General features: G+C 71.7%; 11 protein-coding genes. 7 read left to right on the plus strand and 4 right to left on the minus strand.

Annotation, left to right across the window (positions count from 1 at the left end):
• Positions 1-128: 128 nt before the first annotated feature.
• Complete coding sequence (locus OHS70_RS04400; RefSeq protein WP_328393842.1) at positions 129-251, minus strand: hypothetical protein; 123 nt, start codon at positions 249-251, stop codon at positions 129-131.
• Positions 252-543: 292 nt separating this feature from the next.
• Positions 544-1,608 (minus strand): helix-turn-helix domain-containing protein, encoded by a 1,065-nt coding sequence (locus tag OHS70_RS04405; protein WP_328393844.1) that lies wholly within the window; start codon positions 1,606-1,608, stop codon positions 544-546.
• Between the two features lie 246 nt (positions 1,609-1,854).
• Between OHS70_RS04405 and OHS70_RS04410 the strand changes: the two genes are divergently transcribed.
• From OHS70_RS04410 to OHS70_RS04430, 5 genes are all read left to right on the plus strand, one after another.
• Entirely contained in the window at positions 1,855-2,493 is a 639-nt protein-coding gene (locus OHS70_RS04410) for a helix-turn-helix domain-containing protein (protein ID WP_328393846.1), read from the plus strand.
• A gap of 79 nt (positions 2,494-2,572) precedes the next feature.
• Positions 2,573-3,103, plus strand: coding sequence for a toxin-antitoxin system, toxin component (locus tag OHS70_RS04415; protein ID WP_328405401.1), 531 nt, complete (start codon positions 2,573-2,575; stop codon positions 3,101-3,103).
• Between the two features lie 349 nt (positions 3,104-3,452).
• Positions 3,453-4,364, plus strand: a complete 912-nt coding sequence (locus OHS70_RS04420; protein ID WP_328393848.1) for an alpha/beta fold hydrolase — start codon at positions 3,453-3,455, stop codon at positions 4,362-4,364.
• A gap of 40 nt (positions 4,365-4,404) precedes the next feature.
• Entirely contained in the window at positions 4,405-5,142 is a 738-nt protein-coding gene (locus OHS70_RS04425) for a MerR family transcriptional regulator (RefSeq protein WP_328393850.1), read from the plus strand.
• Positions 5,143-5,846: 704 nt separating this feature from the next.
• On the plus strand, positions 5,847-7,157 hold the full coding sequence (locus tag OHS70_RS04430) for an ROK family transcriptional regulator (RefSeq protein ID WP_328393852.1): 1,311 nt from the start codon (positions 5,847-5,849) through the stop codon (positions 7,155-7,157).
• A gap of 391 nt (positions 7,158-7,548) precedes the next feature.
• Here the strand turns inward: OHS70_RS04430 and xylA are convergent, their stop codons facing one another.
• A complete protein-coding gene (gene xylA / locus OHS70_RS04435) occupies positions 7,549-8,718 on the minus strand; it encodes a xylose isomerase (RefSeq protein ID WP_328393854.1) in 1,170 nt (389 codons plus the stop codon).
• A gap of 168 nt (positions 8,719-8,886) precedes the next feature.
• Here xylA and xylB point away from each other — a divergent pair, with 168 nt between their 5' ends.
• Positions 8,887-10,365, plus strand: coding sequence for a xylulokinase (xylB, locus tag OHS70_RS04440; protein ID WP_328393856.1), 1,479 nt, complete (start codon positions 8,887-8,889; stop codon positions 10,363-10,365).
• 219 nt (positions 10,366-10,584) lie between these two features.
• On the opposite strand, the gene OHS70_RS04445 is transcribed toward xylB, so the two are convergent.
• Complete coding sequence (locus OHS70_RS04445; RefSeq protein WP_328393858.1) at positions 10,585-11,121, minus strand: ATP-binding protein; 537 nt, start codon at positions 11,119-11,121, stop codon at positions 10,585-10,587.
• 282 nt (positions 11,122-11,403) lie between these two features.
• On the opposite strand from OHS70_RS04445, the gene OHS70_RS04450 reads away from it, so the two are divergent.
• Positions 11,404-14,301, plus strand: a complete 2,898-nt coding sequence (locus OHS70_RS04450) for a LuxR C-terminal-related transcriptional regulator (protein WP_328393860.1) — start codon at positions 11,404-11,406, stop codon at positions 14,299-14,301.

Raw genomic sequence — 14,301 nt, forward strand, 5'->3', positions numbered from 1 at the left:
CTCTGGTACGTCGTCTCGAGTCCGGTCGCGCGCGGGTCTCCGGCGGCGAAGCGTGCGGGCATGGTGCCCGGCACCTGCGTGGCAGTCATGCCGGGCATGACCCGGCGCAGCTTCAGTGCGGTGCCCGGTCAAGGCACGTCGGCCCGTACAGGCTCGCCGAACCGTCCGTCCGTGTGGGTCACGTACTTCGGGGTGAACTGGCCCTCGCCGGTAATGGCACCGGAGATCTTCTCGCCCGGCGCGAGGTCCACAACGGCTATCTGGTTCTTGTCGGCTCCCAGCTCCGCCGGATGCTTCGTGCCGCGGGTGTCGTTGATCGCGATGGAGCAGGGGTCACAGTGGCACGCCTGGAGGACTACCTGTCATTCAGCCCCTTGGAGCGGCGGACGAACCCACCGCGACGACACCGGCCACCAGGCTTCGTCGAAGCTGCCAGGAACGCGGGCTCGCGCACCTGCCGCACGCCGAGCAGCGTGCTGCCTCGGCTTCGCAGCATCGGCTCCTGCAGACCCGAAGGGTCAACTCCCCGGCACCAGAGGGGCCTTACCCGCCGGAGACCGCCCGCAGATGGGACTTGCCGCGGCTCACACCCGGCGCCACCACGGCCGGGTTCTCGCGCAGCACCAGCGTCACCCGGGTGAACCCCTTCTCCTGAAGGGTCTTCGGCGTTTCGTCGACGATGCGGCAGTCCGTGCGGCCCCACCTCGGGTCGGGGTGGTTCACCCGCCGCACCGCTCCGTCGTGGTCGACGGCCGCGGCGCCCACGGCCCGCACCCAGTGCGGCAGTCCGCACACATAGGCCGCGTCCATGATCGGGTCCTGGGCGATCTCGTCACGAATGGCCTGAAGTGTACGGTCCTCGCCGTCGCGCTCGAGGGCACAGGCGAACTGTGCCATCAGCGGCAGACACCAGCCCGTCTCGTGCTCGGCGAGTACCGCCGGAGCATCCGGGTGGAACAGCGCGAACCGGAGGAAGTTCTGCTGCGGCATGGCGGTGGGGTGCGGCCCGATGGCACGGAAGAGGGCATCGAAGGCGGGGTTGGCGTGCGCCACGTCCCAGTGCCGGTCGAACAGCATCGACGGCAGCGGAACGGCATCCATCAGGGCCGCGTAGTCGCGCAGATAGGCCCCGGTCTCGGGGTCGGCCGGGTCCGCCGGAGCGGTCGGCGAGGCGGGGACGGGCGGCCGTACGGGCACCGGCGGGTGGACCGGCGGTGCCGGCCGCGCGGGAACGGGGCGGCGTGCGGGCGAGGAGGGCGGCACCGGTCCCGAGGGCCGGACCGGCGCACTGAAGTCATCGGACTTGTCCCGGCCGGCGACGAACCGGATCAGCTCGGCACCCAGTCGCTCGTCCATCTCAAGGGCCACGACCATGGCGCCCACCATCTCGTCGGACCAGGTCAGATCGGGTGAGCGTTCCCAGGTGCCGTAGGTGTAGGCGCTGAGGTCCAGGCGGGCGGCCACGTCCTCCAGGCTCAACCCCAACTCCTCCCTGCGCCGTCTGAGGACGTCGCCGAGCCGCCCGGTCCGGGCCGTGCCGCGTGTGGTGCCGGCACACGCCAGACGTCCGTGGACACCTGGCCGCTCGACGCCTGCCTCATTTGTCATCGAGAACGCCACCCTTCTCGAAGGCTCTCGAAGTCCCGCTGCGGTAGCCCCGTTTGGATCTTCACACCGCGTGGCGATCCTGCTACCGCGACCGAGGCCATGTCAACTATCGTGGCATTCCGCGCCGTTGAACGCGCGATTCGCGCCACAGCTGTGGCAAGACCTGGCTGCATTCCCTCGAAGCGGTTAATCTCCCGGCAGCCCCTTGTGTGCGGGGCTACTTCGTGTGATCTAGGAGACCTACTGGTGACAGACGGCTTCTCGGTTCCGGGTCCGACGGCCGCCGCAGGCCTGCTGGCGGCATCGGTTGCCCGGGTCACCGAACTCGCGGACAAGCTCGGCCTGAGCCACGGCGAGGTCTTCGACGTCCATCGGCTCTCCGATGCCTCGGGCGTCCCGGCCGATGTGGTGGCCGCCCTGCTCGCAGGGCGGCCCGCAGGCGAACCCGACCTCCAGGCACGGTTCTTGCAGCGTTTCGACCTGCTTCGCAGAACGCGGCTCAAGGCCAACGGCCGCCGCTACACGCAGCAGGAGATCGCCGACGGTGCCGGCATGTCCCGGCAGCAGGCCGGGGCACTCATCAACGGCGACCGCCGACCGACCATGGAGCACTGCGACGCCATCCAGCGCTTCTTCCAGGTGCACGCCGGCTTCCTGACAGCCGATGACGCCGACGCGCTCAACACCGCCCTCCAGCGCACCGAACAGGGTCTGCTTCAAGACTTCGCGGGAGAAAGCGACCCGCTGGAGCGTCTGTTGCAGGACCATGGGGTGCGCGGCATCGCCTGGCGTGCGGCCCAACTGCCTACGGACAAACACCGGGACAAGGTCACCGAGTGGCTCGACATGCTCCTGGAGAGCGTCAAGCCGACAGACCAGCCCTGATTTCCGGACAGGCTTTGGATTCGTACGTGTCTCAACAGGTGCCGACGGGGAGAGGAGAGCAGTGAGCATAGGCAAAGACATGCGCCGGTTGTGCGGCGAGCTGGTCTCCGGCATCGACCTGCCCGCCCCGGCCGAGCCCGCCGCTCTCTACACCGCGCTGTGCGACGGCATGAGCAAACGCCGCGGGCGGCCCGTCCGCTACCGCACGGCCACGTTCCCGCCCGGCACTGCCAGCGGCCTGTGGCTCGACATGGCGGACCAGGACCTGATCGTGATCGAGGAGCGCACCGCGCCCGACCATCAACTGGTCATTCTCGGCCATGAGTTGTGGCACATGAAGGCCGGGCACTGCAGCCATCACGTCGAGGGCGCGGCCGTCGCCGCCCGGCTGCTGTCGGACGAGGCCGATCTGCAGGCCGCGGTGCTCCGGGTCGCCGCCCGGACCCGCTTCGACCAGGCGGAGGAGAACGAGGCGGAGACGTTCGGGCTGCTTCTCGGGAGCAAGTGCCGCTCATGGCTTGCCGGTTCGGCCGGACGCGGCCCGGTGCGCAGGGACGGACTCGCCGGACGTATCGAGGCTTCTCTGGGGTACCGGGGGCCGCAGGGCTGAGGCGGCGGTGCCGGCCGACTCCGGCACCCCTGCACATCCCGTTGCCTGTACCAGCGAGGACGCATACGCCGGACCGGCATTCGGCCGGCTGGAGGCCCCGGTGCGGGCCGGGGCGGGGACCGGCATAAGTCTCGCTCATTGGCGGCGGGGACGTTGAAGCCGCAGCGGCCCCGCCCACCTACGAGGGTGAGCCGGGCGGCGCGTCATGTCACGCGGTCAGCGGCATGAACGTGCGTCGTGATGAACATCCGATCAGCCGCCGGCAGCGCATTGCACAGCTGCGCATGTTACGGGTGCGGCGGCGGAAGGGGTTGACCCTGCCCCTGCGTCAGGGTTGGAGCCTGGTCGCATGACGAACAACAGCACTTCCTCGGCTCGGTTCGCCCCGCCGACCGGCGGGTTCCAGGAGATCGAAGGCCGCCGCATTTTCGTGCATCGGTCGGGCAGCGGCGGACCGGCCGTGGTGTTCCTGCCGGGCGCCAGCGCGGTCGGCCTGGACTATTTCGGTGTCCAGCAGGAGGCTTCACAGTTCACCACTGCCGTTGTGTACGACCGCGGCGGCACGGGCTACAGCGATCCCCTTCCGCTGCCGCGCACCGCCGCCGCGGTCGCCACGGAACTGCGCGAGCTGCTGCGAGCACAGAACATCGCCGCCCCATACGTTCTGGTGCCGCACTCCCTCGGCGGCTTCTACGCGCATCGGTTCGCGCAGCTGTACCCGCAGGACGTGGCCGGGCTGGTCTGGTTGGACGCCTTCCACCGCGACTGGGACGACTTCATGCCTCCCGCGGCGGGTCTGGCCGCGGTCGAGCAGATGGCACCTGATCGGGAGCAGCTGGAACAGATGCGCCCGGCCCTGCGCGAGATGAGGGCCGAGTTGCTCGCGGACTACCCGGAGCACGTGCGGCAGGCGCTGGTCGATGCCAGGGTGAGTGACGAATGGACCCACGTCGGCATCGCCGAGCGCACCAAGTTGGCCGAACTCGCCACCGAACTGCGGGCCGGGCCGAACATTCCCGACGTCCCGGTGGTTGCTCTCACCGTGGTCGGCACCGACCCCGCCCAGCAGGAGCCGACGTCGGAGCGGACGTTGCAAGAGATGCATGACGGCCACACGAGAATGGACGCGGCCCTGGTGCGCGCGGTCTCGCACGGGGAACAACGCATCATCTCCGACACCAGCCACCACCGGCTCTGCTTCGACCGCCCCGATGCCGTCGTCCAGGCGATCCGCGACGTCGTCGACCGAGCTCGCCCCTAGACTCGGCACGACCACGTTGCACGAAGACCCGAGGCGGACGGTGCTCACGATCAGCCAGCTCGCGGCAACCGCCGGCGTGACCGTGCGCACCGTTCGCCACTACCACCACGTCGGCCTGTTGCCCGAGCCCGAGCGCGATGCCTCCGGCTACCGCCGGTACAGCGCGCAAGCTGCGGTGGATCTCATCCGGATCAGGACCCTCGCCGATGCGGGGGTGCCACTGGCCCGTATCGACGCGCTGCTGCATGCAGAGCCGACCGAATTCGCCGCGGCCGTCACCGACATCGACGCGGAATTGCAGCGCAAGATCGACCAGCTCACCGAATACCGCCGCCGGATCGCAGAACTGGACAGCGGCGAAAGGCTTGTCCTGCCCCCCGAGGTGGTCGCCATCCTGAACCGGATGCGCAGTCTCGGGGTCAGCGAACGGAGGGTACGACTCGAGCGCGACTCGTGGATCCTGATGCAGGCACTGGACCCGCACGTGATGCCGCAGCGGATACGGGACAAGAACGCGGGCTTCGACGACCCCGAGACGACGCGCCTGTATCTCGCCTGTGATCAATCAGTCGACTGGGATCCGTACGATCCACGCCTGGACCGGCTCATCGACGACCTGGACGCATGGGAGATCAAACACGCACGAGACAGCAACCGGGCAGGCTACCTGAAGCTGGTCTCTTCCCGGATCTCCGAGGCATCACCGGCATGGCAACGCATCGTCGATGCGCTCGCCCACCGCGCCAAGCGGCGCCGAACCGCCGGGCACGACAGCTGAAGCCGGCACCGCGGGCACTGTGCACCATGACGTTTTCAGGTCGCGGGTCCGGTGTGAGGGGCGGGCGGAATACTCACGCTGGTCGCCGGCCGCTGTCCACGGTGAAGACCTTCCGGCTCGTCGGCCGGAGGCGTTGTCGGGTTCTGCTGCGCCGACCGGCGTGCCGCTCTTACGATCCGTCACCGGGCCGGTACGCCAGGAAAGCGTGGGAGGGCGTGGGGATGCAGGAGCTGGAGCGGATCCAGCTCACTGGAGTGAACTTGACACGCTTGCCGAGGAGTTGGTCAAGCTGACGAACCGCGAAGTCTCCCGGTGACCGACGATCTTCGCCGAAGCCTCACGCCCATGACCAGCCCGAGCATCCCGAACCCCGCGCACACCAGACCCGTGACCAGCAGCTTCACGATGCACAGTGCTCAGTGACCGTACGGCGTGATGACGCTTGTCCGGGGCCGTCCTCGGCGATCCGGCACAAGGGGTACGGGGAGGGGGCGCGGCACCGCCACACGCAGACGCGGGGAGGAGTGCCGGTGCCGACCACGTCGTCGCTCGGGGCCACGGCCGGTCCGCCGGTGCACGAGCGCAGACGCCGGTCCGCTCGCGGCACGTTCCAGGATGTGACGCCTGGTGCGGGGTACCCCCCGGACCAGGATGTGACGCCTGGTGCGGGGTACCGCCCGGTATCACTTAGGCTCGGCAACGTTATGAACGGCATTCACACGGGCCACACGGGGCGGCGGGTCCCGCTGGAAGCCAAGGCCGACCGGGAGACGGTGCGGCGCCACAATCTCAGCCTCGTCCTGCGGGCGGTCCGCGACGAGGGTGAGATCACCCGCGCCGGGGTCTCCGCGCGGGTCGGGCTGACCCGTGCCGCCGTCTCCTCCCTCGTCGAACAGCTGCTGGACAGCGGCTTTCTGACCGAGTCCGGCAAGACGTTCAGCGGCCAGGCCGGGCGGCCCGGCACCGTGCTGAAGATGGCCCGTACCGGTGTCGCGGGTGTCGGCGTCGAGATCAACGTCGACTATGTCGCGGTGTGCGTGGTGGACCTGGCCGGCACCGACCGGGTACGGCTGGTCGAGCACCTGGACAACCGGGGCGCACCGTCCGCCCATGTGCTGGGGCGCGCCGCGAAATTCGCTGCCCGTGCCCTGACCTCGGCCGCGGAGCAGGGACTGCGGCCGGTGGGCGCGGCGCTGGCGCTGCCGGGGCTGATCGCGGCGGGCACGGTCCGCGAGGCCCCCAACCTCGGCTGGACCGACGTCGCGGCGGAGGCCCCGTTCGCCGAAGCGCTGAACGCGCTGCGGCCCGGGCTTCCCGAGCTGCCGGTGCGCTCGGAGAACGAGGCGAATCTCGCGGCGCTGGCCGAGCTGTGGTTCGGGGGCCTCGGGGAGGTGCGCAGTTTCCTGTATCTGACCGGTGAGATCGGCGTCGGTGGTGCGCTGGTGCTGGACGGCGAACTGCTGCGTGGGGCAAACGGGTTCGCCGGCGAGATCGGCCACGTACCGGCCGACGCGGACGGCCCCCGCTGCCGGTGCGGCTCCCGCGGCTGCCTGGAGCAGTACGCGGGCCAGTCGGCGCTGCTGCGGGCGGCGGGCATCGAGGAGCCGACCGGCGCCGCGGGCGTCGCGGAACTGGAGCGGTGCGCCCGCGCGGGCGAGACCGCCGCGGTGACGGCTCTGACCCGGGCGGGCCTGATGCTCGGCCGTGTCCTGTCGGGCGCGGTGAATCTCTTCGACCCGGACGCGGTGGTCCTGGGCGGCATCTACGCCCCTCTGTTCCCCTGGCTCTCGCCACCGGCGGGCGCCGAGCTCGCGGAACGGGTGGTCTCGGGCCTCTGGCCGGGCGGCAGCGGCCGCCTCCGCCCCTCCTCCCCGGCCGCCGACGCGGCCCGCGGCGCCGCGGCGCTTGTGGTCCAGGACGTCCTCGCGGACCCGGTGGCGTACGCGCAGCACGCGGGCCGACCGATTCCTGGGCACGGTCGCGCCCCTGGGAGCCCCGAAGAGCCTCCGCTGTGACTGAGCGCTGCAGTCGGCCCGTCCGGCCAATTGCAGCACTCAGCAGCACCTCAGAGGTTCCGGTCCCGGTTCCCGACCCGCCTGACGCCCCTCGAGCTGAGGCTCGGCGGCGTCGAGCGTTTCGACCTGCGACGGGACGGGGCTGCTCAGAGCTTGCCGATGTGGACCAGCGGGATCAATGCAAGCAACCTGTGCCGGACGCCCCCTACTTGGCCGGCGGCCTGGTCGGTGTCTTGTCCGCTTCCTGTCCGGGACGTCTCACCGCGGTCGGGTGAGACCTGTCGGCGGGAGAGCTTCGCCGGCTCGACGCGTGCCCGATGTCCGACCCGCCTGAGGAGATGGCCCGGCCGGCTCTCACCTTCGGCCGGGCCGGCTCAACCGCTCCGTCACATCAGCGCACCCCGAGCAAGTGGTCCAGCGCCAGCTGGTCCAGGCGCTCGAAGGCCATGCCCCGCTCCGCCGCCGCCCCCGCGTCGAAGTCCTCGAAAGCGGTCGCGTCCCCGAGCAGCCCCGCCAGGCCGTCCTGTGCCGTCGGGCGGGCGAGGTCGTCGAGGCGGGACGCGCGCAGGGCCCCCTGGACCTCCGGGTCGGCACGGAAGGCCGCCGCCCGCTCGCGCAGGATCAGGTAGTTGCGCATGCAGCCGGCCGCCGACGCCCACACGCCGTCCGCGTCCTCCGTGCGCGGCGGCTTGAAGTCGAAGTGCCGCGGGCCGTCGTAGCCCGCCGTCTCCAACAGGTCGACCAGCCAGAACGCCGAGCGCAGATCGCCCGCGCCGAAGCGCAGGTCCTGGTCGTACTTGATGCCGTTCTGGCCGTTGAGGTCGATGTGGAAGAGCTTGCCCGCCCACAGCGCCTGCGCGATGGAGTGCGTGAAGTTCAGCCCGGCCATCTGCTCGTGGCCGACCTCCGGGTTCACTCCGTACAGCTCGGGCCGCTCGAGGCGCTCGATGAAGGCGAGGGCGTGGCCGACCGTCGGCAGCAGGATGTCGCCGCGGGGCTCGTTGGGCTTGGGCTCGATGGCGAACCGGAGGTCGTAGCCCTGCTCCGTGACGTACTCGCCCAGCAGGTCGAAGGCCTCCTTCATACGCTCGAGAGCGACGCCCACGTCCTTCGCCGCTCCCGATTCGGCGCCCTCGCGGCCGCCCCAGGCGACATAGGTCCGCGCGCCGAGCTCGGCCGCGAGGTCGATGTTGCGGATCGTCTTGCGCAGTGCGTACCGGCGCACGTCACGGTCGTTCGCCGTGAAGGCTCCGTCCTTGAAGACGGGGTGCGTGAAGAGGTTGGTCGTCGCCATGGGGACGATCAGGCCGGTGGCGTCCAGGACCTGCCGGAAGCGCTTGATGTGCGCCTCACGCTCGCTTTCGCCCGCCCCGAAGGGGATCAGGTCGTCGTCGTGGAACGTCACCCCGTAGGCACCGAGCGCGGCGAGCCGCTGGACGGACTCGACGGGGTCCGACGCGGGCCGGGTCGCGTCCCCGAACGGGTCCCTGCCCTGCCAGCCGACGGTCCACAGACCGAAGCTGAACTTGTCGTCCGGGGTGGGTGTGAAGCGTTCCGTCATCGCCATGACCGCCTTGGATCAGTTGTTTTGTTCTGACGCCTTACTAATAATGCACGCCACGCCCATACGACAGAAGCCCTCCACACCTGGCCCCCGCAGCCCGGATGGCGTAATTTGTTTTTCGTTCGGCCAAATGCAGCGGGGTCAGCCGGAAGGAGAGGTGCCGCCATGCCGACGCAGACCGTCGTCATCGGGGTGGACAGCTCGACACAGTCCACCAAAGCGGCGTTCACCGATGTCGCGACAGGCGAACTCCTCGCCGTCGGCAGGGCCCCGCACCAGGTCGGCGGCACCGGCGGAGCACGGGAGAGCGACCCCGAGAACTGGTGGCGCGCCCTCGGCGAGGCGGTCGCCGCAGGGCTCAGGGAGTCGGGCCTCACCCCGTCCGCGATCGCCGGCATCGCAGTCGCCGGGCAGCAGCACGGCCTCGTCGTGCTCGACCGCGCCGGCGCGCCGCTGCGCCCCGCGCTCCTGTGGAACGACACCCGCTCGGCCCCGCAGGCCGCCGCACTCACCGAGACGCTCGGCGGCCCTGCCGCCTGGACGGCGCGTACGGGATCGGTGCCGGTCGCCTCCATGACGGCGGCGAAGTGGCAGTGGCTGCGGGAGAACGAACCGGCCGCCGCCAAGTCGGCCGCCGCGGTACGGCTGCCCCACGACTTCCTCACCGAACGGCTCGCGGGCGTCGCCGTCACCGACCCCGGCGACGCCTCGGGCACCTGCTGGTACTCCACGGCGACCGGCGCGTACGACCCTGGACTCCTGGATCTGATCGGGCTGGACGCGGCGCTGCTGCCGCCGGTGGCCGCGACGGGCGCAGCCCGTATCGGGTCACTGACCCCCGCAGCCGCGGCCGTGCTCGGTCTGCCCGCCGGGATCACGGTCGCCGCCGGCACCGGGGACAACATGGCCGCCGCGGTGGGCCTGGGGCTCGGCGGCGCGGGGCTGCTCGATCACCCCGTCCTCAGCCTCGGCACCTCCGGCACGGTGTTCGCCGCGACCCGTACCCGCCCGGCGTCCACGGCGCTCGCCGGATTCGCGGCCACGGACGGCACGTATCTGCCGCTGGCCTGCACCCTGAACTGCACGGTCGCCGTCGACAAGGTCGCCTCGCTGCTCGGCCTGGACCGCGATGCCGCCGAGGCCGGCGGCGAGGTGGTGGTGCTGCCGTACCTGGACGGGGAGCGCACCCCCGACCTGCCGGACGCCTCCGGAATGGTCACCGGCCTGCGGCACACCACGACCCGTCACCAGATCCTGGGCGCGGCCTACGAGGGCGCGGTGGTGACGGTGCTGCGCGCCCTCGACGAGGTACTGCGCGCCTGCGGGCTGGATCCTGCCGCCCCCGAGACGGCAGGCCGCCCGCTCCGGCTGGTCGGCGGCGGCGCGGAGGGCCGCCACTGGGTGGAGACGGTCCGCCGCCTGTCGGGCCGCCCGCTGCTGATCCCGCAGAGCACCGAACTGGTGGCCCTCGGTGCGGCAGCCCTGGCCGCGGGTGCGGCGACCGGGGAGGATCCGGTGGCGCTCGCCGCCGGATGGCAGCGGGAGGGGGCGAGGCAGCTGCCGCCGGTGCAGCGGGACATCGGGACATGGGACCGGGTCTCGGCGGTCCTGGACCGGGCGGCACCGGCACTGCTCTCCCGTTAGATGCCGCCCGCTGGAAGCCTCCCCGGGCCGCGGGACCCGCTGCCGGGCGCCCGCGCTAGGCCCTGTCCGGGCGACTTCGAGGATCAGCCTGCGGCGTCAGATGCGGTGCATCGCAAGGCGGAGGATCACCCTCGTACTGGACGTACTTGGGCGACTCCGACAACACAGCGAGGTGCCGTAGCTGTCGCCGCGGGCCCGACAAGATCGCCCGGACAGGGCCTAGGCGTCCCGCAGGAACCCCTTGCCGTCCGTCGCCTTCGGCTGATGCCGTGTCGCCTTCGACGGGTGTCGCGCCGTCCCGCTCGACGGGTGGCGCGGCGGGCCGATCGACGGCTGGTCGGCGATCCTCAGCGTGTTCACCGTCGGCTGGTCCGGGGCCGATGTGCCGTCCCGCAGGGTGATCTCCGCGCAGACGATGCTGCCCGCTTCCAGCCGACGCGCGACTGTGCGTGCCGCGTACGCCTCGACCATGCGCAGGCCTCTGCCGCACACCACGTCCGAGTCCAGCGGCTCCTTGCGTCTGGTCACCCGGTGTTTCCAGCGGCCGCCGTCCATGACCTCGACGGTCAGGGCATCGCCACGGACGCTGATCACCGTGGACACCCAGGAGCTGCCGCTGTGCATCACGACATTCGTCACCAGCTCGGTGACGATCACGGACAGGGCCTCTTCGAGATGCTCCGCCAGGCGCCATCTACGTGCGACGGCCCGGGCGAAGCGCCGTAGTTTTCGCGCGGCCTCCGGCGAGGCCGGCATAGCGCAATGAGCCAGGCCTCGCAGGGCTGACGTCGGCCCCGCACGTTGATGGGGCGGACTCGAGGCACGTTCTATGGCGATCACTTGGGCTCCTGTTCGCGCGGGCGTTCTTCCCTTACGTAGGTCCAGCGGCCGGGAGGTCTCACCAGGCCGTCGACAGCCATGCAGATCTTCTGCGGCAGCTACACATTCGTGGCGCTGCACGTTCGGCGCAATCAGGGACACTGAAACACGGATACGTAAACAATCGAAATGCCCCAGAAACACCTAGGAGAGTGAGAGGTGGACACGCTCAGTGACGCGGCCGGGGACCGTTGGCTGACGCGTGTCCTCGCCGGAGACTCCACCGGACCGGCACTGCTTCTGATCGAAGGGGCGGCGGGCACGGGCAAGTCCCGTCTGGCGGCGCGGCTGCTGGAGACCGCGGCCGGTGTCACGACCGCCTCGGGCTCGCCCGCCCGCAGCGTGATCGTCTCGTTCTCGTCCTTCGGTACGAAGCTGACGCAGCGCCCTTCGCGCGCCGCCGGCACCTCCACGTCCGGCACCTCCGCGTCCGACACCTCCGCGTCCGACACCGAGACCGGCCTCGCCCGTCCCCGGGAGACCGGACCCTTGCCTTCCCAGGCGACCGGCCTCGCCCGTCCCCGGGAGAGCGGTCCCGCCGACGTCCCCCCGCGGCCCGAGCTGCCGGAGCTGCTGGCCTCGCTGCACGACCGCGGGGACCGCGTGCTGCTGGTCGCCGAGGACGTCCACCGCGCCGGCCGGCCCGCCCTCGACCTGCTGCGCCGGCTGCTGGAGCGACCGCCCGACGGACTCGCCGTGGCCCTGACCTACCGGCCCGAGGAGCTGCGCGAGCCCGGCCTCGTGCTGGGCCGCACCGTCCACTTTCCCGCCGCTCTCTCCGTGCTGCGGCTGCACCTCGACCCGCTCGGCGCGGAGCAGGTGCGCGCGGTGGTCGAGGACGCGCTCGGCGCCGAGCGCTGCCCGGCGGAGCTCATCGCCCGGATCCATGAGCGCTCCGGGGGCGTGCCGCAGGTGGTCGCCGACCTGGTGCGGCTGCTGCGCGAGTCGGCCGAGGACCGGGAGCGGTACTCGGTCCGGGATCTGGACGCCGTCGGGGTGCCGCCTCGCCTGGCCGAGCTGGCCCTCGGCCGCACGGCGGCGCTCAGGGAGCGGATGCGGCCCGTCGTCTGGGCGGCCGCGGTGCTGGACGAACCGGTGGAGGCCGCCGAGCTCACCTCTGTGGCGGGCCTGTCCGGAGACGAGGGCACCCGCGCGCTCATGGCCGCGCTGCGCACCGGCGTACTGACGGAGGACGACCTGGGCCGGTACGGGTTCTTCGTCCCGATGGCGGCGCGGGCGGTGTACAGGCAGGTCCCCGGCCCGCTGCGCGGCCAGATGCACCGCCACGCCGCCGAGGCGCTCGCCCACCGCCAGCCGGTCCCCTGGGTACGGCTGGCCCGGCACCGCAGACACGGCGGCCAGGTACGCGGCTGGCTGCGCGCCGTGGAGCACGCCGCACTCCAGTGCCAGGCGGCGGGCGATCACCAGGCGGCGATCGATCTGCTGGAGGACACGCTGTCCCGCACGACCGTCCCGATCGGCGCTCGCGCACGCCTCGCTCCCCTGCTGGCGCACAGCGCCGTGCTGGGGCTGCGTTCCGACCAGACGGTGACCGTGCTGCGGCAGATCCTGGACGAGCAGTCGCTGCCGGCGGCCGTGCGCGGCCAGATCCGCCTCGATCTGGGGCTGCTGCTGTGCAACCAGGCGGTCGCGGGCATGCAGGGCTGGCTGGAGCTCCAGAAGGCGGTGGAGGAGCTCCAGGAACGCCCCGTTCTTGCGGCCCGCGCCATGTCCGCCCTGGCGATGCCCTTGCTGTCCGCGGTCCCGCTGGAGCAGAACGTGTACTGGCTCCACCGGGCCGAGAGGGCCGCAGAGGAGAGCGGCGACGCCGAGGCCCGCACGGCGGTGGCCGCCAACAGCGCCGGAACACTGATGTACGTCGGGGACCCGGCCGCCTGGAAGGTGCTGGAGCACCTCCCCAAGGACACCGACCTGCCGGTCCACCAGCAGCATGTGGCACGCGGCCTGTGCAACGCGGCGGACGGCGCCCTGTGGCTCGGCCATCTCGGCCGTGCCCGCGAGCTGCTCGCCGAGGGCCTGGAGCTGGCCACCCGCAGCGGCGCCTCCTATGTGGAGCAGGGTGCCCGCGGCACCGCGCTGCTGCTCGACTGGGCCGAGGGCAACTGGACGAACCTGCCCGCCCGCGCCCGGGCCTTCGTGGCCGAGGCGGACACCATGCCCGGTCCCGCGGCCGACGCCCGTGTCGTGCTCGGGCTGCTTGCGCTGGCCCGCGGCGAGTGGCCGCAGACCACCAGCTGGCTGTCCGGTGAGGGGCCCATCGGACCCGAGGGCTCGGCGGTGCCCCATGCCGCCGCCGCCTCGGGCGCCCTGGTCCGCCTCGCGCTGGTCCGCGACGACGTGGAAGGCGCCGTCGCGGAGGCGTCGCTGTCGTGGGACCGGCTGCGGGACAAGGGGGTGTGGGTGTGGGCGGCGGAGCTGGCGCCCTGGGCGGTGGAGGCGACGTTGCGCGCGGGGCGGCGGGAGACGGCACAGAAGATGGTCTCCGAGTTCGCCGCCGGGCTCGAGGGCCGTCAGGCCCCCTCGTCGTCCGCGGCCCTGCACTGGTGCCGCGCGCTGCTGGCCGAGGCCGACGGCGAACCGGAGACGGCGGGTCCGCTGTTCCGCCGGGCGTCCACCGTGTACGCCGGGCTGCCCCGCCCGTACGCCGCGATCCTGACCACGGAGGGCGCCGCCCGCTGCGCGCTCGCCACCGACGCGCACTCCGCCTCCGCTGTCGGCGATCTCGCCTCCTGCGTACAGCAGTTGAGCGATCTGGGCGCGGTGTGGGACGCGGCCAGGATCCGTGCCGAGCTGCGCGCGCACCAGCCCGTGGACGAGCAGCGTCCGCGAGGCCGTCCCAGTTACGGCGACCAGTTGTCGCCGCGCGAGCAGGAGGTCGCCGATCTCGCCGCGACCGGGCTCACCAACCGTGAGATAGCGGCGACCCTGCATCTGTCGCCGCGCACGGTGGAACAGCATGTCGCGCGGGCCCGCCGCAAGCTGGAGTCGCAGTCCCGCCAGAGCCTCGCCCGCTCGCGTGCCCAGCGCCAGGAGTGA

The organism is Streptomyces sp. NBC_00390, from assembly GCF_036057275.1.
GTDB lineage: Bacteria > Actinomycetota > Actinomycetes > Streptomycetales > Streptomycetaceae > Streptomyces.